Genomic DNA, 19,862 nt, shown 5'->3' with positions numbered 1-19,862 from the left:
TATGGCCCGCGTAAAACGTGGCGTAACTGCTCACGCCAAGCACAAGAAGGTTCTAAAGGCCGCCAAGGGCTTCTACGGCCGTCGCAAGAACACCATCCGCACTGCCAAGGCAGCTGTTGATAAGTCACTGCAGTATAACTACCGCGATCGTAAGGCCAAGAAGCGCACGTTCCGCGCGCTCTGGATCCAGCGCATCAACGCAGCTGTACGTGAATACGGTCTGACATACAGCCGATTTATCGATGGTCTCGGTAAGGCTGGCATCGACGTGGATCGTAAGGTGCTTTCCGACCTCGCAATTCGTGAGCCGGAAGCGTTCAAGGCGATTGTTGAGAAGGCAAAGTCGGCTATGCCGGCAGCTGCTTGATCAATTTATACTTCGATGGCCGGATGTGAATACGTCCGGCCCTTCTCCTTCCCGAGATCCGTGCGTGACGGCAAAGTTTTGCTGAGAAACGTATAGATTTGGCTGGGAGGACTTGACGGTTCCCCGGTCTTTGCCGACAAGCAGGCAATCAGTGCCACATCGAGGCGCGCCGAGGAACAGATGTCAGAAATAGCTACTCTCGAAAATTCCCTTGTCGAAGCCATTGCCGCCGCTCATGATGAAGCGACACTAGAAGCCGTACGTATATCGGCCCTTGGCAAAAAAGGCTCCGTTTCCGAACTGCTCAAAACGCTAGGCAGCATGACGCCAGATGAACGCAAGGTGCAAGGCCCTGCGATCAATGGTCTGCGCGACCGCGTTGCAACAGCACTGGGCGAGCGCAAAAACATCCTGCAGGAAGAAGCGCTAAACGCTCGCCTAGCACAAGAGCGCGCGGACGTAACATTGCCCGTACAGGAAGGGCCACAGACACGTGGCCGTATCCATCCTATCAGTCAGGTAATTGACGAGTTGACGGCGATATTCGCTGACCTCGGTTTTGCTATTGCTGAAGGGCCAGATGTCGAAAGCGATTTCTATAACTTCACTGCACTGAATTTCCCGGAAGGCCACCCGGCGCGTGAGATGCATGACACGTTCTTCTTCCCACCGGATGCGACGACGGGGGAACGCAAAGTGCTACGCACTCACACGAGTCCTGTGCAGGTGCGAACCATGCAAATGCAAAAACCTCCGATTCGTGTGATTTGCCCCGGTCGTACTTATCGTTGCGATTCGGATCAGACCCATACGCCGATGTTCCATCAGGTGGAGGGTCTCGTCATCGACAAGACCGCCAACTTCGGTCATTTGAAATGGATTTTGGAAGAGTTTTGCAAGGCCTTCTTCGAAGTTCCGAACGTCAAGATGCGCTTCCGCCCCTCGTTCTTCCCTTTTACCGAGCCTTCTGCTGAGGTTGACATTCAGTGTTCGCGCAAGGGTGGTGATATCCGTTTCGGCGAGGGAGACGACTGGCTGGAGATACTTGGCTGCGGCATGGTGCATCCTAATGTGCTGCGCAACGTGGGTATCGATCCCGATGAGTATCAGGGCTTTGCCTGGGGTATGGGCATCGACCGCATTGCGATGCTGAAATACGGTATGCCAGACTTACGTCCCTTCTTCGAGGCAGATGTGCGTTGGTTATCGCATTATGGCTTCCGCCCATTAGACCTGCCATCACTGGCTGGTGGTCTGAGCGTCTGATCCTGAAATCCGAGATAAGAAGCAATAGCAATGAAATTCTCACTCTCATGGCTTAAGGATCATCTCGATACCGAAGCCACTCTCAATGACATTCTGGATGCCCTCAACCGTATCGGACTTGAGGTCGAAGGCGTTGAAGACAAGGCAAAAGACCTTGCTGCCTATCGCATCGCACACATCATTTCTGCCGAGCAGCACCCGAATGCTGATCGGCTGCGGGTATGCTCGGTTGATACTGGTGAAGGTGCTCCGATCCAGGTGGTCTGTGGCGCCTCTAACGCTCGCGCTGGACTGAAAACCGTATTCGCCCCCCCCGGCACCTACATTCCCGGCAAGGACATCACCATTTCAGTGGGGTCAATTCGCGGCGTGGAAAGCTGCGGCATGATGTGCTCACCCGAAGAGCTTGATCTGCCTGGTGATAGCGACGGCATTTTTGAACTTCCCGATGATGCGCCAGTAGGCACCCCCTATGCCATATGGGCGGGCCTTGATGATCCTGTGATCGATATCGCTGTTACTCCTAACCGTGCAGATGCCCTGGGTGTTGCGGGAGTTGCCCGTGATCTCGCAGCTGCTGGCCTTGGACGCATTATCTCTTCCGCTATCATGCCGGTGAAGGGCGAAGGCAAGACGCCAGTTAATGTTGTTCGGGCCTTTGCGGAAGGTGATGAAAAGCTCAATCCGGCTTTTGCATTACGTCTTGTTCGTGGGGTGAAAAATGACCCATCGCCTGAATGGTTGCAAAAGCGTCTGACTTCAATTGGCCTGCGCCCCATCAATGCACTTGTCGATATTACCAATTACGTGACATTCGACCGTGGTCGTCCGCTGCACGTATTCGATGCGGGCAAAGTAAAGGGTGATCTCGTTATCCGTCGTGCGAAGGCAGGCGAGGAATTGCTTGCCCTAGATGGCAAGACCTACAAGCTAAGCGAAAACAACATTATCATTGCGGATGACAATGGCCCGGAATCGCTTGCCGGTATCATGGGTGGCGAGCATTCGGGTTGTGATGAAAACACAACCGATGTGCTGATTGAAGCGGCACTTTGGGATGCCCTCACAATCGCCCGCACCGGCCGTGAACATAGCATCATCACCGATGCACGCTATCGTTTTGAACGTGGCGTCGATCCTGCCTTCATGCTAGCAGGCATTGAACTTGCTACAAAGCTCGTGCTTGAGCTGACGGGCGGTACGCCATGCGAGGTGACGCTTGCTGGCGAAATCCCTGACACGACCCGTGTCATCGCATTTCCATGGAACGAAGTGAAACGCCTCACTGGCCTTGATGTGCCTGTAATGGAAGCGCGCGCGACGCTCACCGCGCTTGGCTTCACGGTATCGGGTGACGGTGAAGTGGTCGATGTTACGCCGCCCTCATGGCGCGCTGATATCGAGGGCAAAGCTGATCTGGTTGAAGAAGTCCTGCGCATAACTGGCATCGACAACGTCACCTCAACGCCTCTACCGCGCCTGATCCCTGGTATTGGCAAGTCGGTTTTGACGCTTCAGCAAAAACGTACGCGTCTTGCACGCCGTCTCTTTGCATCCCGCGGACTGGTTGAGGCAATCACGTGGTCGTTTGTGAGCAAGGCAGATGCAGAGACTTTTGGCGGCGGCGATGCGCGACTTGCACTCGCGAACCCAATTGCAGCTGACTTGTCTGACATGCGGCCAAGCCTTTTGCCTGGTTTGGTCCGCGCTGCGCAGCGCAATGCTGATCGTGGACTGGGCGACGTGGCCCTGTTTGAAGTTGGACAGGTCTTTGCCGACAACACTCCCGAAGGACAGACCACAAGTGCGGTATCGTTGCGCCGTGGAACTGCACGCATGCAGGGCGCAGGCCGTCACTGGGATGGAGCGGTGAAAAACGTTGATGTTTTTGATGCGAAGGCAGATGCGTTCGCGCTTCTCACTGCTCTTGGCATCGCAACTGCTGGTATCCAAATCGTCCCAGGAGGGCCTGCCTGGTATCATCCCGGCAGGTCTGCAACATTGCAGTTTGGGCCCAAAAATATCATCGGTGCATTTGGTGAGCTGCATCCCAAGGTGCTCCAGGCGCTAGATGTCAAAGGGCCGCTTACGGTTGCAGAAATTACACTTGATCGTTTACCGGCCCCTAAGGACAGGCCCACGAAGGCGCGCCCTAAACTTGCTCTTTCGGATTTCCAGCCGCTCAGCCGCGACTTCGCCTTTGTTGTTGATGCATCAGTGCAAGCTGGTGAGATCATCAAGGCAATCCAAAGCGCTGAACGCGCCCTGCTCTCGGATGTTAGTATTTTTGACATTTATGAGGGGGCTGGCGTGGAAGCTGGCAAGAAGTCTGTGGCCGTTGCTGTCACACTTCAGCCAACAACCAAAACGCTCACAGATACCGAGATCGATGCCATTACCCAGCGCATTGTTGAGAACGTCACCAAGAAGACTGGTGCAAGTCTGCGTGGATAAGCTTTCCTGGTGAAGCTCATTTAACTACAATTGCTGAAAAGGGTCGTGCATTCACGGCCCTTTTTTGCAAGCGTTTGATGCTATAGAATGCTTTGATCTTCACATCAGAGTTTCCTGAAAATTGCAGTTTTCAAAAAGCCTGAATGCGATGAACTTTTACCCCCGCAAAAAATGCTGAGAACATTTTTGCTGCTTGATAAAACGCGATATATCCCCCGGAATGGGAAACATCAATGATTACACCCCGCGCTGCCCAACGCGATCTGCCAGCCATTACTCGCCTCGCTCCCATTCTTGAACAGATTGAGCAAGCGCATGCTGATGATCCGGTAGCACTTCGTGCTGCTCTTGTTGAAGCACTGCGTCGTACGCTTGACGAGGGTCGGGCGGAAGCCGAATCGGCGTTGATGGACGAGCAAAACGGCTTTGCCTGTGCACGCTGGCTGTCCAATCTTACTGATGCGATCATACGTGCAATTCATACTTTTACTGTCCGCTATTTCCATCGCATCAGCAATCCATCAAACGGTGAGCATCTGGCACTTGTGGCGGTTGGTGGATACGGACGTGGCACGATGGCACCATATTCGGATGTCGATCTGCTTTTTCTGTTGCCCTACAAAAAGACGGCATGGAGCGAAAGCGTCGTCGAGACGATGCTCTATATCCTGTGGGATCTTAAGCTGCAGATCGGTCATGCAACACGCTCGGTCAACGAAACGCTTCATGAAGCACGGGGCGATATGACCATTCGCACTGCTCTGCTGGAAGCGCGCTTTCTAACTGGTGAAAGCTCGTTGTTCGATGAGCTGGTACAGCGTTTCGAAACTGAAGTGATTGCCGGTACAGAACAAACGTTTGTGGCCGCCAAAATGGAGGAGCGCGACAAACGCATCGCCCGCGCAGGTGCTTCACGCTATGTGGTTGAGCCAAATATAAAAGAAGGAAAAGGCGGCCAGCGCGATCTCAATATCCTGTTGTGGCTGGCAGAATATGTCTACCGTGCCCGCACTCCGGATGCACTTGTGCGTGTTGGTCTGTTTGACAATTCTGAAGCCGCGATGTTCCGCCGCTGTAGCGAGTTTCTATGGCGTGTGCGCTGTCACATGCATTTTGCCACGGGACGCGCAGAAGAGCGTCTTTCCTTCGATCTGCAGCATATTGTTTGCGAGCGCATAGGCTATGCAGGCCGGGACGGTATGTCGGCGGTTGAGCGTTTCATGAAGCGCTACTTTCTCGTGGCAAAGGACATCGGCGATCTCGCTGCAGTTGTCTCAGCAGCGCTTGAAGCAAGACACACAAAGCCCATGCCTATGATAGGCCGGTTTATGCGCGGCCTACGTCATCCTTATCCTGTTCAACTCGGTGTGGATGGATTTACCATCGAGAACAATCGCATCAACATCACGGACAATGATGTTTTCCGCCGCGATCCCATAAACCTCATTCGTCTTTTCTGGTTAGCCGATAGACACGCGCTTGCGATCCATCCTGATGCTACGAGGCTCACACGCCGGTCACTGAAACTCATTAATAATTTGGTCCGCACAGCGCCAGAAGCAAACCGGCTGTTTCTCGATATTTTAACCTCTCATAATGCCCCCGAAACCGTGCTGCGAATGATGAATGAAACTGGTGTGCTTGGCCGTTTCATACCGGAGTTCGGACGGGTTGTTGCGTTGATGCAGTTCAATATGTATCACCATTATACGGTGGATGAGCACCTCATTCGCTCTCTTGGCGTGCTGGCGCGTATCGATTCGGGCGCAATGGAACAGGAGCACCCATTAGCCCATGTCATTCTCCCAACTATCCAGCATCGGCGCGCACTTTATGTCGCGACCTTTCTGCATGACGTCGCCAAAGGGCGTCCGGAAGACCATTCTATAGCTGGCGCACAGTTGGCTCGCACGCTAGGGCCACGGCTGGGGCTTGATGCTGCTGAGACAGAAACGGTAGCGTGGCTGATCGAAAATCATCTTGTGATGTCGAACATTGCGCAGAGCCGCGATCTCGCAGACCCGGAAACTATCCGCAATTTTGCTTCCATTGTCCAAACTCTGGAGCGATTGAAGCTGCTCCTGATTCTTACCGTATGTGATATTAAAGCCGTGGGGCCCGGCGTTTGGAACGGCTGGAAGGGCGAGCTGCTACGCACCCTTTATTATGAAACAGAGCCACAACTGACGGGGGGGCATTCGGCTATCTCCACCCACCAGCGCACAGCGTATGCGCAGGCGCGATTGCGTGGCTCGCTCGCTGATTGGGACGATGAAACATTCGATACCTATAAAGCCCGCCATTATCCCGCTTATTGGCTTAAGGTCGATGATGCTCGCAAGGTAAAACATGCGCGCTTTATTCGCGCGACTGAGGCAAGTGAGCAAACACTTGCGATATCGATTGCCACCAACAAATTTCGGGGCATTACGGAATTAACCGTCTTCGCACCCGACCATCCACGTCTGCTGGCAGTGCTCACTGGGGCGTGCGCGGCGTCCGGTGCTAATATTGCGGATGCACAGATCTTCACAACCACCGATGGTCTTGCCCTTGATGATCTCTTTCTCACGCGCGCTTTTGAGGAAGATGAGGACGAGATTCGCCGCGCCGAAAAAATTGCACGCACTATTGAGAATGCGCTGAAAGGCGAATTGCGCATTTCAGATGTTGTCAATCAACGTCGCCCGCGAAGCCCCAAGCGCCCCTTTACTGTACCAACTGAACTGATTATCGATAATAGCCTGTCGAAATTTTATACAGTGCTTGAAATTTCAGGCCTAGACAGACCAGGCTTGCTCTATGATCTCACAACAACATTGGGTAAATTAAATCTCAATATTGCTTCAGCGCACATTGCAACGTTTGGAGAGAAGGCAGTTGATGCTTTCTATGTGACAGACTTGTTGGGTGCCCAGATTACCCAACCAGAGAAACAAGCCATAGTACGGAAGGCAATTGAGACCGTATTCGATGAACCACCTGCGAAACTGAAAACGGGTGCGGATGTCATTAGCATCAGTTGAGGTTGTTCCCCTTGATTTTCTGACGCTAAACCCTGATATCGTCGATATGAGTTTTCCGTGCTCAAGAATCGGAAGCTGGTTATTGTCTGTGACAGAACCACCTTCACATGGTGAGGCCATGCTTGAGCGTTTTGCTTTGCCACACTTAATAATTGATGGATCATGACCCAGCACATCAACGAGCCTGCCGAAGCAGCAACTGAAGGTACTTCAGACACCGGTGCATCCTTCGATCAGACGGTAGATGCCGGAGTGGTCGCCCAACTCGAGGCGGAAAAAGCAGATCTTAAAGACAAGCTTTTACGCACCCTTGCAGAGATGGAAAACCTGCGCCGCCGTACAGAACGCGAGCTCGCAGACGCCCGCGTTTATGGCATCACCTCATTCGCACGCGATGTATTATCGGTTTCTGACAACATTCGCCGCGCACTTGATGCCATCCCAGCCGATCAGCGATCTGCTGAGGGACCTCTAAAAGCCTTCGCTGACGGTATTGATCTTACTGATCGGGAACTTGTGAAGACGCTGGGACGCCATGGCGTAAAGGAAATCTCACCGAAAGGGGAGAAATTCGATCCCAACATGCATCAGGCAATGTTTGAGGTACCGGATGCTTCAGTGCCAAACGGCACTGTGGTTCAGGTTATGCAGACTGGTTTCTCTATCGGCGAGCGTGTGCTGCGTCCTGCTCTGGTTGGTGTATCGAAGGGTGGTGCGAAAGCAGCTCCTCCCATCGACAACGACACTCCGATCGTTTGATTTCAGACTTACTCTAAAGAACAAGAGCCCCGGTTTCCTCGGGGCTCTTTTTTCATTTCTCTGTATCGTCCTTGCTTACGGCCTCTGTCCGCAAATTAACCGTTTTACGCAACATATCGAGGAATCGCATCGTTTCCTCGCGCGCATCTTCGCGCATTACTGTCACGAAGCGGATGAAATGCGTACGATCAAATCGGATCGCTTGAATTACTTGTACCTTGGCACCAGTCTCAGCATCTTCAGCATCAGCTTCGATTTCATGCCAGCTGACACCATCGCGTTCCACGCCTTCACCACGACGAACCTGCATGGAACGCACCCCCGCAAGACCACCGAATGCCTGTCTTGCAAACCGATCCTGCTCTAATGCACCAGCAACTGCCGCTTCGCCTCCACCAATCACGATAACCGGCTGCTCAGCTCCTTGAACCAGATCCTTTGGGCCATTCGTCAGCATCACTGAATTGCCGGGAATGACGCGGGCGATACGGAAACCAGTACGATCACCTGGAACCTTGTCATCCAACGTTTCATCAATAGTGAATGGAAGTTTGGAAACCTCAACCTGCATCTCAGTATGATCGCGCGTGGCAAGTGAACGTAAGGTTCGGCGTACCAGATCTTCAGTGTAGATCTCGCGGGCATCTTCAGCTACCTGGAACGTAATAACCGATGCGCTGGCGGGCGTGCTGCGTGCCAATACCCACTTGTAGACAGTTTCACCGTCGACAAGCTGTGCGCCTTCCACCAGAAAGCCCTTGCCGCCTTCTACAGGCCAGGCTTCGCGGCTCACAAGCGTGAAGCCCACCGGCTCGCGCTCAGGGTCGCGCAGATCTTTTTCCAACTTTGCATATAGTTCGGGGGGCATTTCCATCATCATGATGGCTGAATGGTGCTTGTCATCCTCAAAACCGGGAAAGCGCGTTGACACTTTCATATCCGCGGGCGGTACGACGCCAATTCCTAATCCCATTGGAAAAACACGCGTAGGTGCCTCCTCCGCGATAGCAACTTCAGAACTGATAACTGCACCTGACTCGGAATTTCCAAATTTAACATTTGCAAAATGGAACCCGAGCCCCCCCGCAAAGGCCAGCGCGACTAAAATACTCTTCGCGCCCGTTATGCCGTTTTTCATAAAATTTCTCCGCGTGACATTCACGCATTCAATATTGTCTTGGTGTCAACCGTGCTGTCTGCATTGAGACGATAAACGAGAGGCACGCCAGTAGCGAGTTCAACTGTTGGAATCGTCTCCGGCGTCAAATGATCAAGCACCATCATCAATGCGCGCAACGAATTACCGTGTGCCGCCACAAGAACATTCTCACCCCGTAATACAGCCGGCAGGATATTCTGAATATAATATGGCAGAACGCGGGCGGCGGTATCTTTAAGGCTTTCTCCACCCGGAGGAGGCACATCGTAGGAACGGCGCCAAATATGAACCTGGTCCTCTCCCCAACGTACACGTGCTTCATCCTTGTTAAGCCCTGACAGATCACCATAATCACGCTCATTGAGCGCAACATCACGTATGACAGGCAGGTCGTGCTGGCCGATTTCTTCCTGAATCAACGACAAAGTACGCTGAGCGCGCGTCAAGTCAGAAGTGAAAGCGCGATCGAAAACAATCCCTAATGATTTCAGTTGCTTGCCGGCAGCGCGCGCCTCCGCGACACCTACATCGGTAAGATCAGGATCTTTCCAGCCTGTGAACAGGTTTTGCAGATTCCACTCACTCTGACCATGGCGAACAAGCACGAGAACACGCGACATCTTTATCTCCTCAGAGAAACAGAAAGGTTATAGGCGACATTAGCTAAATGTCAGAAATTCCAAGTACATCCGCCATAGAATAAAGCCCGGGAGCACGCCCCTTACCCCAAATCGCAGCTTTCACTGCGCCGCGCGCGAAAATAGCACGGTCCTCAGCCTTATGGGACAGTTCGATACGTTCGCCCTCACCCGCGAAAATCACGCTATGATCTCCCACTACCGATCCGCCGCGCAAGGTCGCAAAACCGATATCGCCGGGAATCCGTGCACCTGTATGGCCATCACGCACACGTTGTGCGTGATCTTTTAGAGAAATCCCCCTGCCGCTGGCCGCCGCCTCTCCAAGAAGCAAGGCCGTGCCTGATGGGGCATCAACCTTATGCCGATGATGCATTTCCAGTATTTCGATATCGAAGTCGGCATCAAGTGTCTTTGCAACCCGCCGCACCAGCGCCGCAAGCAAATTCACCCCAAGACTCATATTACCTGAGCGCACGATAACTGTCTTATGAGCAGCTTCATGGATAACTTGAAGATCGGCTTCTGATAAACCCGTCGTCCCAATCACATGAACTATCCCCGCCTGTGCCGCCTCTTTAGCGAATACGCGTGATGATTCCGGGCTGGTAAAGTCAATCACGCAATCAGCGTGCGCAAATGCTGACTGCGCATCATCACTCACCTTCACATCCAGCGCATCAATTCCAGCGAGTACACCAGCATCCTGCCCAATAATCATAGAACCAGGACGCGTAAGAGCCGCAGCAAGAGTTACGCCTGTGGTTTCCGCAATAGTGCGCACAAGTGCACGGCCCATCCGCCCACCAACACCAACAACCACAAGCCGGAGCTCACTCATTGCCCTCTCCTAATTGATATTAAATCAATGCGTTAAAGAAAGTAATTAACTTATACCTTCAACAATAACAAATTCCGCAACTCCTGCTGCTTCACGTTCTTTCTTTGCAGCCTGATAATCATCAGAGAAATAATATGCGCGCGCCTGTTCGAATGAATCGAACTCCAGCACAACGTTACGCTCACGCACAGCGCCTTCCAAAGTTTCGAAGCGCCCACCACGCGCGAGCGCGCGTGCACCATGCTTGGCGCTAGCAGCGCCCGCAAGCTTGGCATAAACCGCAAACTGCTCAGGATCGGTTACGTTAATACGAGCAATCAAATAGCCTTTAGCCATCGTTTCCTCCTTAGGGAAAGTGTTTGAAACGCTGTAAAATCAGGCTGAAGCTTGAGCAATCTCATCAATGATAGCAGCCGCTGCTGCGCGTGGGTCAGCCGCTGCTGTAACAGGACGTCCAACAACAAGATGGTCTGCACCTGCGCGAATGGCATCTCCCGGCGTCACTATGCGTTTTTGGTCGTCAGCATTGCTCCCAGCGGGGCGAATGCCGGGGGTAACCAGCAGAAGATCCGAACCAACCAACTTGCGTAGTGAGGCAACCTCAGCAGCTGAAAGAATGAGGCCATCAATGCCAGCATCGCGCGCTTGCAATGCACGGCGTTCAACCATTTCCTTAACACCGGAAATATATCCTGCAGCCGCCAGATCAGCGTTGTCGTATGAGGTCATAACAGTCACACCCAGGATCTTAAGCGATGATCCAGCGCGGCCAGCTGCAGCCGCAGCCATCGTTTGCGGATAGGCGTGTACTGTTAAAAAAGTTGCGCCAATGCTTGCGACCTGTGCTGTTGCACGCTCAACAGTCGTAGGGATATCGTGCAGTTTAAGATCCAGAAAGACCTTTTTGCCGCTGCTAACAAGCCGACGAGCAAGCTCCAGCCCGCCACCATAGATAATTTCCATACCCAGCTTATAAAATGAAACCGTATCACCAAGCCGCGCAATAAGCGCCTCTGCCTGTGCAACACTGGAGACATCAAGCGCAACGATAAGCTTGTCACGTGCGGTATCGATACGATCACTTATCACAACGATATACCCATACACGAGCCGGTGGCAGGTTTAGCCATACGCGACCGGAGGCTTTTGCCGTATAATGCTCGCCTGTTTTAGGGATAGGTGGCACCATAGCATATGTAAACTGCACAAACGGCGCACCGGAATGCATAAGTGAAAAGGCATCTTCTAGCAGGCCGAGGCGTTGTGGGAGGGGTTTGGTGAACAATGGCAAGCTGGAGACAATCCCCGCCGCTGGTTCGCTCAGAATACCACGAAGGGTCTCACCAAGCCCGTAAGCATCCCCTTGCACAACATTCACGCCCGGAAAACGCTTACGCAACAAAGTACAAAAATCTGGATTAAACTCCACCAGCACCAGGCGCTCAGGCGCCAATCCCCGTTTGAGCAACGCTTCTGTTACAGGCCCTGTACCTGGTCCCAGTTCAATCACTGGCCCCGGAACTGCAGGATCCACATAGCTGGCCAGAGTGCGGGCAAGCCCACGTCCTGAAGGCGCTACAGCGCCCGTCACCAGCGGCCGCTCCACCCAGGATTTCAGAAAACGCGCGTCATCCCGGAATCCGCGAGATTTCTTTTTCTGCGCATCCAATGGCTTAGCCTGAACACTGCAGACGCGATGTCTGATAACGGGGTGCTCGGACACAGAAGTGGCCTTCCTCGCGGTTGGTGATTACCGTAGCGCTCCCCTGCGGAGAGCCACGACCACCATGAAAATTACACAGTAGCGATTCTTGAAGTCTAATACATCAGACTAAAAAACGAGCGCATTTTCTTGGATAAATCTGATGCATTAACAAATAGATAGATCGTCGTTATTATGCCTGATTAATCTAGCTTAGCCAAAAATCATGAGCCAACACGGATATCGGCTCATGCAATTGTCGGCGAAGGAACTATCGTCAACGTGCGGCGTTTTTGAGACAATGAGCAAACGCTTAGGTAGTGCCACCCAGGCCCTCAAAAAAGTCCTTTACGCGCGCCAAGAAACCCATGCTTTCAGGATGGGTATCATGTGACGACATCTCATCAAATTCGGTTAAAAGTTCTTTCTGACGGCGAGTCAGGTTTTGCGGCGTTTCAACGACGACCTGGATATAAAGATCACCAAAATCACGTGACCGCAAAACCGGCATCCCCTTGCTACGTAAGCGGAATTGCTTGCCAGTCTGCGTGCCCGCCGGCACCTGCACGCGGACTTCTTGCCCACCAACGGTTGGCACGTCAAATTCACCGCCAAGGGCTGCCGTTACCATTGAAATCGGTACGCGACAGAACAGGTCTGCCCCATCACGCTGATAAAGATCGTGCGGGCGCACCGAAAGAAAAATGTATAAATCACCAGCTGGACCACCACGTAGCCCTGCCTCGCCTTCACCCGCCAACCGAATGCGCGTGCCATCTTCCACACCGGGTGGAATGTTGACCGATAAGGTACGCGTACGCGTCACCCGGCCAGCGCCAGAGCACGCATCACATGGATCTTCAATAATCTGTCCACGACCATCACAAGTTGGGCATGTACGCTCAATTGCAAAAAAGCCTTGCTGAGCACGCACCCGGCCCGCACCACCACAGGTGGGGCATTGACGCGGCTTTGAACCAGCTTTCGCACCGCTGCCTGAGCATGCTTCACAGGACATGGCAGATGGAATTTCAAGGGTCTCAGCCTTACCATTAAAGGCATCTTCCAGCGATATCTCGAGATTGTAGCGCATATCTGCGCCGCGCTCACGTCCACCACTATTACCGCCACGCTGGCGCGCATTTCCTCGCGTATCGCCAAAGAACGTGTCGAAGATGTCCGTCATGAAATCTGAGAAATCATTGCCGAATCCCGGCCCACCAGGCGCACCGCCTTGCTCAAACGCCGCATGGCCATAGCGATCATAAGCACTGCGCTTATTGGGATCCTTGAGGATCTCGTAAGCTTCGTTGATTTCCTTGAATTGCGCTTCAGCGTTTGCATCACCCGGATTCCTGTCGGGATGATACTGCATGGCCAATTTGCGGAAGGCCACTTTGAGTTCGCCATCAACCGCGCTGCGTGAGACACCAAGCGCCTCGTAATAGTCTCTTTTGGCCATCCATTCCTGCCTTTGACGACCGGTCCCACGTCCCACCAAATAATCCCACAATATACATCCGGATCAAAAGGTGGTGCCCGCAAGTTACCATCTTTTAGAACACCTTCGCGATTCCACAAATCGCCCTAAATGCTCTAACTTATTGAGTTCAAGCGTTTTAATGCCGAAAAGGCCAAGCTTGTCTTCCTGAAAACCCTGTCAGCCTTCGATAAACGAAAGTGGCCCGACATATCAGCCGGGCCACTCACGCGTCAATCAGGCGCTCTTTTTCTTGTCGTCGTCAACTTCCTGGAAGTCGGCATCAATGACGTCCTCATTCTGGCTGTCAGCGTTTGCTGAAGCATTTTCACCAGCTTCGGCGCCTTCTTCCGTCTGACTTGCCTTGTAGATAGCTTCGCCAAGCTTCATCGATGCCTGCATCAGATCATTGGTGCGCGCCTTAATCGCCTCAACGTCCTCACCTTCCAGCGCCTTGCGCAGGTCTGCGATCGCATTTTCGATGGCGGTCTTTTCAGCAGCAGCGACCTTATCCCCATGCTCCTGAACGGACTTTTCCGTGGAGTGGATCAGGCTTTCAGCATGGTTCTTCGCTTCAACGACCTCACGGCGCTGCTTGTCTTCCGCAGCGTGCGATTCGGCATCCTTGACCATCTTCTCGATATCAGCATCCGACAAGCCACCGGAAGCCTGGATGCGGATCGTTTGCTCCTTGTTCGTCGCCTTGTCCTTAGCAGACACGTTAACGATGCCATTAGCGTCGATATCGAACGTCACCTCAACCTGTGGCATGCCACGAGGTGCTGGTGGAATGCCGATCAGATCGAACTGGCCGAGCATCTTGTTATCTGCGGCCATCTCGCGCTCACCCTGGAACACACGAATGGTAACCGCCGTCTGATTATCATCAGCGGTGGAGAACACCTGGCTCTTCTTCGTAGGGATCGTCGTATTACGATCGATCAGACGCGTGAACACACCACCCAGCGTTTCGATACCGAGCGACAGAGGCGTTACATCGAGCAGCAGCACATCCTTGACGTCGCCCTGAAGCACGCCAGCCTGCACAGCAGCGCCGATAGCAACAACTTCATCAGGGTTCACACCCTTGTGTGGCTCCTTACCGAAGAACTGCTTGACGACTTCCTGCACCTTCGGCATGCGCGTCATACCGCCAACGAGCACAACCTCATCAATGCCCCCGGCAGCAAGGCCGGCATCCTTGAGTGCCTTGCGGCATGGCTCAATGGTGCGCTCCACGAGATCAGCAACAAGCTGCTCGAACTTGGCACGCGATAGCTTCAGCGCCAAATGCTTGGGGCCAGAGGCATCCGCCGTAATGTATGGCAGGTTGATTTCAGTTTGCTGCGCGGAAGAAAGCTCGATCTTGGCCTTTTCAGCAGCTTCCTTCAGGCGCTGCAGCGCGAGCTTGTCCTTGCGCAGGTCAATGCCCTGTTCGCGCTTGAACTCGTCAGCAAGGTATTCGACCAGACGGTTGTCGAAGTCTTCACCGCCGAGGAATGTATCACCATTCGTCGACTTCACTTCGAATACACCATCGCCAATTTCAAGAATCGACACGTCGAATGTACCGCCGCCGAGATCGTAAACCGCAATCGTACCGCTGGACTTCTTGTCGAGACCATAAGCGAGCGCTGCCGCAGTTGGTTCGTTGATGATGCGCAGAACTTCAAGGCCGGCAATCTTGCCTGCATCCTTGGTTGCCTGGCGCTGAGCATCATTGAAATAAGCAGGAACGGTAATGACTGCCTGCGTAACAGGCTGCCCGAGATGCGCTTCAGCCGTTTCCTTCATCTTCTGAAGGGTAAAGGCAGAAATCTGCGAAGGTGAATAATCTTTATCGTCAGACTTCACCCATGCATCGCCGTTGTTGCCACGCACGATGTGATAAGGCACGAGGCCGATATCTTTCTGGGTCAGCGGATCTTCAAAGCTACGACCGATCAGACGTTTGATGGCGAAGAACGTGCGCTCTGGATTCGTCACAGCCTGGCGCTTGGCTGGCTGACCGACAAGGCGTTCGCCGTCATCTGTAAATGCGACAATGGAAGGCGTTGTACGCGCACCTTCAGCGTTTTCAATAACCTTTGGCGTTGTTCCATCCATCACTGCAACGCAGGAGTTGGTTGTACCAAGGTCGATACCGATAACTTTACCCATGGAGATCCCTCAACTTTCAAGCAGACCGCCGCGCCGGACCCCGAAGCGATCCAGTTAATGGCTTGACTGTAATAAACATCCTGACGAGCCCGGTGAAGAACCCGCCGCGCGAACCGCGCATCGGCCGCGTATATAAGACCACCTAAGCCTGGCCGCAAGTCCGTTACAGACAAGTTCCAGACTTGATGCCGAAAAGAATGACGAATGCCTTTATTCTCTTCAGCTTGAGTTACCTACATACCCGATGGCGATATAACACCTGCCAGACAAGTGGTTCCTGCAAACGCGCTTCGCAAGCCCCAAATGCATTCTCCACTCAACAATTTCGTCCGGCAACGTTCAGGCTATACCTAATTGCCTAGATTATTTTATTATTCAGCGTCATGAAGCAAGCGCTTATAAGAAATACAGCGCCACCTAAAATAAATGATACCTGGAGATTTCCAGAGGCTATCAAGCCATTGAAGATCGCTGCAATAAGCCAAGCGAAACCAATAATGCTATTTTGCAAACCTATAGCAGCCCCCTGCCCAGCCTGCCCCTTTAAGTTTGAGATTTTCGTCATAAAAACAGGCGTACTGAGAGCCGTTGCGATGGCAACACCCGCGTTGAATATTAAAAATAAATAAAAATTACCTCCGCCGAGGCCTATTAAAGCCATGGATATAGCGCCAATAAATAATGCACCAATATTCATCAAATTGTCAGGGATTTTTTTCCTCAATTTGGGCAACAGGAATGCCAATATTAAAATATAAAATAGAATGAGACCTGAAAAAAACACTCCAACTAAAAATGGAGTAAACGCCCAATGAATAATAATATATGGCGTTATAGTCAAAAAATATAAATACCAACCACATTGAAATAAAAAGAATACGGAATATACATTTAATGACTTCCCAGAAAATAAGGAATTTTTCTTACCCTCATTTACAGAAACGATTTCCTTATATTTCCCCCTAAGAATTAAAATAATATTCAACGAAATAATTAATAGCATGAAAACGATTGGTGCTGAATAGTCACGTAAGGTCGAACCATTAGCACTCCCTATCAACGCTCCACTCGCTATAGGACCTAAAAGCAAACCTGCAGCATTCATTATTTCCGCACGCTTAAAAGACGTTGTCTTTTCTTTAGATTCACGTGATATCATAGCAAGAGCAATAGTTCTTCGACCGGCCATAGCACCATCAATCCACCTTCCAATAAAAAATAACGGGAATACTGCATAAAATAAGCCCATCAAGCAAAGAGCATATCCTCCTAGACTTCCGGCCAGCGCCCAAATAATAGATCTTTTTCCCCCAATTTTATCAGAAATCACCCCCCAGGTTGGATTTCCCAATATCTGACCAAATGCATAAACGCCCATTATAAGTGAATATGCTTGCATTCTGAACTCAATATCAGCATCAGAAAAAAAACCGTGGTCAGAAAATATAAGTGGTCCAATCATAGGAGAAATAATACCAGAGCCCATACCAATGAATAGTATTACTGCAAACAAACTATTCATTAGCACACTCCAATAAACCTACCTAAATCCAGACACTCTTCAACATAGCCACAAATGCACGTTACTAACTATGTTTATTTAACTAGGCTGAGGATTCAAATTAAGTAATACGAGAATAAGATAGCGATTGTTACGGCGTTGAGGAACGATTGAGCTGATTTGTCATATCGTGTAGCGATGCGGCGCCAGTTTTTGAGTTTGGCAAAGCATGCCTCCACCCTCCATCTTTTTTTATAAAGCTCTGTATCAATTGTATTTTTGACTTTTGCATTTTTTCGGTCTGGCACACAATATGTGATGTTTGCGGCTTCAACGCAGGCGCGGATGTCTTTGGAAACATAGCCTGTATCCGCCAGTATCTGGCGTAAATTTGGATGATTGCAGGCGTTGATCAGCAGCGGGGCGAGGCAAACATCGTGAATGTTGCCACCCGTGATCAACCATGCGACGGGTTTGCCGCGCCCGTTACAGGCCAGGTGGATTTTACTCGTCCAACCGCCGCAAGATCGACCTGTGGCAGGACATCCTTTTTTTGGGCGCCAAGAGCCGAACGCTGTACCCGTATCGTGGTCGAATCTATCATAAGTGTCTCATCTTGCGCGTCTTTTTCGGATAAAGCCTGAAAAATACGCGTCCAGACGCCCTGAGCGTTCCAGCGTTGATAGCGCGTGTAAAGTGTTTTGTGTGGTCCGTAAATCGCCGGAGCCTGCCGCCACATCACACCCGACTGAAGAACATAAACAATCCCCGATACGACCCGCCGATCATTTACACGCCGCCGTCCCCGCTTCACCTTCGGCAACAAATCCTGCAATTTGGACCAGGCAATGTCATTGATATAAAAAGGATATCCACCCATCAGAAACCTCAAAATTAAAGCGATGATGGGAGTGAATCAAAACACTTATAAATATTCGTTAATTTGAAGGCTTAACCTAGCTAAATTGCAGCAATGCAGTTGTCTCTTCAGCCCACTAACATGCCTATGCTGCCATTTATGTGACAAACTTATCCATCAGAAGGTTTTTAGCATGGGTAAACATCATTATGGATTCAAGCGGCGCCAAACCAGCCACTCGGAAGGAGGCACAGGACTAATCATTGTCACTCCAAGATGCCTTAAACTTCCGCTTACATGAGCATCAGATTGATTTTGGGAGCGCTCATTTAGCTATTTAGCAAGTGCGGATGGCTGATGTAAAAACAACAACCGCTCAATAAATCTTCCATCAATCAAAGACGCTATAAACTCGCTGGCATAGTGTATATTCCACAAGTTTCTTTTCCATTTCCCCTTGAAAAGAAACGTATTTTTCAAACACATCGCTAACCAGAAATACCATTTTACAAGCACGATTGACACGCTATTCTCAATTTTATCCAGTCCGATGGGAGGATAAGCTTTGTAAAAAACTTTTACCTTCTCTGAATCAAGAGATAGTTTTCCATTTTCATATACGGTGCACCACGCTAAAAGTGTATCTAAGTAATCAGCACTTACATCAAATAGTCCTGCCGCGTCCCAATCTATAACCCAGAATTTATGATCAGATCCCCATAAAACATTCTTAGGTTTTAAATCATTATGGCAGACACCATCACCAGACAGGTGATTAACAGCAAATGACAGCTTATTTTTATTCTTTATTATATAATCAGATGCTATATTTAAACTTGGAAAAACATAAGATTTATGAGTAAGCGCTCTAACAACCTTCCAGGCAGGAGAATCTATTATAACTTCACCTATCTCTTTATAGTGAGCTACCTTTTTTTCAGCAAATTCCCGCTCTATATTTAATGGCGATCTATGCAATTGCGTTAAAAACAATGCAATTTCTTGCACCATATCAGATGAAATCTCAACGCCGTCGCGCATGCGACCATCTGCGAAAGGATAAACGGTTAACACACTGCCACCAACATTCAATAAGCAATCATCACCCATCATAAGCGCCGAAACCGTTCTTCCGGTAAAGGACATCTGACGAGCTATAATCTCAGAAAATCGAATTGAGTTAGCGATGAGATTGTCATCCAAGCTATGGCGTGTAGCGCTCTCATCTAGAGCTATTTTTTTTATAAAATAGCGCTCACGAACGCTATTCACCACATAAGCTTCGTTAACGTCTCCGCCGTCTATTTTTTGCACCACTGCGCTATTACTAAAGATAGGCCCGAGCTTCTTATTGATAAAAAGCAAATCACCAGAAGAAAGCATAAGAAACCGCCTCCATCCTCATGGACCCAAAAGACGATGATTGCTTACAAACGAAACAACACCCTCTTTTCACTTTAAGTAATCTATATATACATACAATTACTTATGGTTACTGTAGTCGAAAGCTAAGCCTTTAGCTAGCTAAAAAACACACAGTCACAATTTAGTGATTAAGACGGTTTTATGACAGCGATCAATATCAACAACAAACACCAGAAAAAACAATCAATATAACACAAACAAATAAATGATTCTAACAATATAATA

The 19,862-nt window shown here is 50.7% G+C and carries 15 protein-coding genes and 1 pseudogene; 5 read left to right on the top strand and 11 right to left on the bottom strand.

The genetic code is table 11. The annotated features are described in order from the left end of the window. The first annotated feature begins 1 nt into the window (after position 1). The 5 genes from rplT to grpE all read left to right on the top strand — a co-directional run bounded on the left by rplT (position 2) and on the right by grpE (position 7,872). Positions 2-367: a 50S ribosomal protein L20 gene (gene rplT / locus VRZ32_RS12830; RefSeq protein WP_414526106.1), complete on the top strand. Its 366-nt coding sequence runs from the start codon at positions 2-4 to the stop codon at positions 365-367. 180 nt (positions 368-547) lie between these two features. Then, positions 548-1,633: a phenylalanine--tRNA ligase subunit alpha gene (gene pheS, locus VRZ32_RS12825; protein ID WP_414526105.1), complete on the top strand. Its 1,086-nt coding sequence runs from the start codon at positions 548-550 to the stop codon at positions 1,631-1,633. Between the two features lie 30 nt (positions 1,634-1,663). Continuing rightward, a complete protein-coding gene (gene pheT / locus VRZ32_RS12820; RefSeq protein WP_414526104.1) occupies positions 1,664-4,087 on the top strand; it encodes a phenylalanine--tRNA ligase subunit beta in 2,424 nt (807 codons plus the stop codon). A 233-nt stretch (positions 4,088-4,320) separates the two neighbouring features. Next, positions 4,321-7,113, top strand: a complete 2,793-nt coding sequence (locus tag VRZ32_RS12815) for a [protein-PII] uridylyltransferase (RefSeq protein WP_414526103.1) — start codon at positions 4,321-4,323, stop codon at positions 7,111-7,113. Between the two features lie 162 nt (positions 7,114-7,275). Next, positions 7,276-7,872: a nucleotide exchange factor GrpE gene (gene grpE, locus VRZ32_RS12810; protein ID WP_414526102.1), complete on the top strand. Its 597-nt coding sequence runs from the start codon at positions 7,276-7,278 to the stop codon at positions 7,870-7,872. A 52-nt stretch (positions 7,873-7,924) separates the two neighbouring features. Here the strand turns inward: grpE and VRZ32_RS12805 are convergent, their stop codons facing one another. From VRZ32_RS12805 to VRZ32_RS12755, 11 genes and pseudogenes are all read right to left on the bottom strand, one after another. Further along, positions 7,925-9,010 (bottom strand): hypothetical protein, encoded by a 1,086-nt coding sequence (locus VRZ32_RS12805; protein ID WP_414526101.1) that lies wholly within the window; start codon positions 9,008-9,010, stop codon positions 7,925-7,927. A gap of 20 nt (positions 9,011-9,030) precedes the next feature. Continuing rightward, a complete protein-coding gene (locus VRZ32_RS12800) occupies positions 9,031-9,651 on the bottom strand; it encodes a 2,3-bisphosphoglycerate-dependent phosphoglycerate mutase (RefSeq protein WP_414526100.1) in 621 nt (206 codons plus the stop codon). A gap of 43 nt (positions 9,652-9,694) precedes the next feature. Then, a complete protein-coding gene (gene dapB, locus VRZ32_RS12795) occupies positions 9,695-10,510 on the bottom strand; it encodes a 4-hydroxy-tetrahydrodipicolinate reductase (RefSeq protein WP_414526099.1) in 816 nt (271 codons plus the stop codon). Between the two features lie 45 nt (positions 10,511-10,555). Next, positions 10,556-10,846 carry a DUF1330 domain-containing protein gene (locus VRZ32_RS12790; protein WP_414526098.1) on the bottom strand — a complete coding sequence of 97 codons (291 nt, stop codon included), beginning with the start codon at positions 10,844-10,846 and terminating at the stop codon, positions 10,556-10,558. A gap of 39 nt (positions 10,847-10,885) precedes the next feature. Further along, positions 10,886-11,596 carry an orotidine-5'-phosphate decarboxylase gene (gene pyrF / locus VRZ32_RS12785; protein ID WP_414526215.1) on the bottom strand — a complete coding sequence of 237 codons (711 nt, stop codon included), beginning with the start codon at positions 11,594-11,596 and terminating at the stop codon, positions 10,886-10,888. Continuing rightward, entirely contained in the window at positions 11,589-12,179 is a 591-nt protein-coding gene (locus VRZ32_RS12780) for a class I SAM-dependent methyltransferase (protein ID WP_414526214.1), read from the bottom strand. The genes pyrF and VRZ32_RS12780 overlap by 8 nt, the downstream gene beginning before the upstream one ends. 346 nt (positions 12,180-12,525) lie before the next feature. After that, positions 12,526-13,674, bottom strand: coding sequence for a molecular chaperone DnaJ (dnaJ, locus tag VRZ32_RS12775; RefSeq protein WP_414526097.1), 1,149 nt, complete (start codon positions 13,672-13,674; stop codon positions 12,526-12,528). A gap of 255 nt (positions 13,675-13,929) precedes the next feature. Continuing rightward, on the bottom strand, positions 13,930-15,852 hold the full coding sequence (gene dnaK, locus VRZ32_RS12770) for a molecular chaperone DnaK (protein ID WP_414526096.1): 1,923 nt from the start codon (positions 15,850-15,852) through the stop codon (positions 13,930-13,932). A gap of 358 nt (positions 15,853-16,210) precedes the next feature. Beyond that, entirely contained in the window at positions 16,211-17,374 is a 1,164-nt protein-coding gene (locus VRZ32_RS12765; protein ID WP_414526095.1) for an MFS transporter, read from the bottom strand. 95 nt (positions 17,375-17,469) lie between these two features. Next, positions 17,470-18,198, bottom strand: a pseudogene (locus tag VRZ32_RS12760) (IS5 family transposase); the annotation flags it as partial. 347 nt (positions 18,199-18,545) lie between these two features. Then, positions 18,546-19,595, bottom strand: coding sequence for a phosphotransferase family protein (locus VRZ32_RS12755; RefSeq protein ID WP_414526094.1), 1,050 nt, complete (start codon positions 19,593-19,595; stop codon positions 18,546-18,548). Between the last annotated feature and the right edge of the window lie 267 nt (positions 19,596-19,862).

Origin of the sequence: Pseudochelatococcus sp. G4_1912 (assembly GCF_047501465.1) — a bacterium.
Taxonomy (GTDB): Bacteria; Pseudomonadota; Alphaproteobacteria; order Rhizobiales; family Beijerinckiaceae; genus Pseudochelatococcus.
Note: the sequence above shows the minus strand (reverse complement) of the source record. Positions and strands in the feature narration are given on the sequence as shown.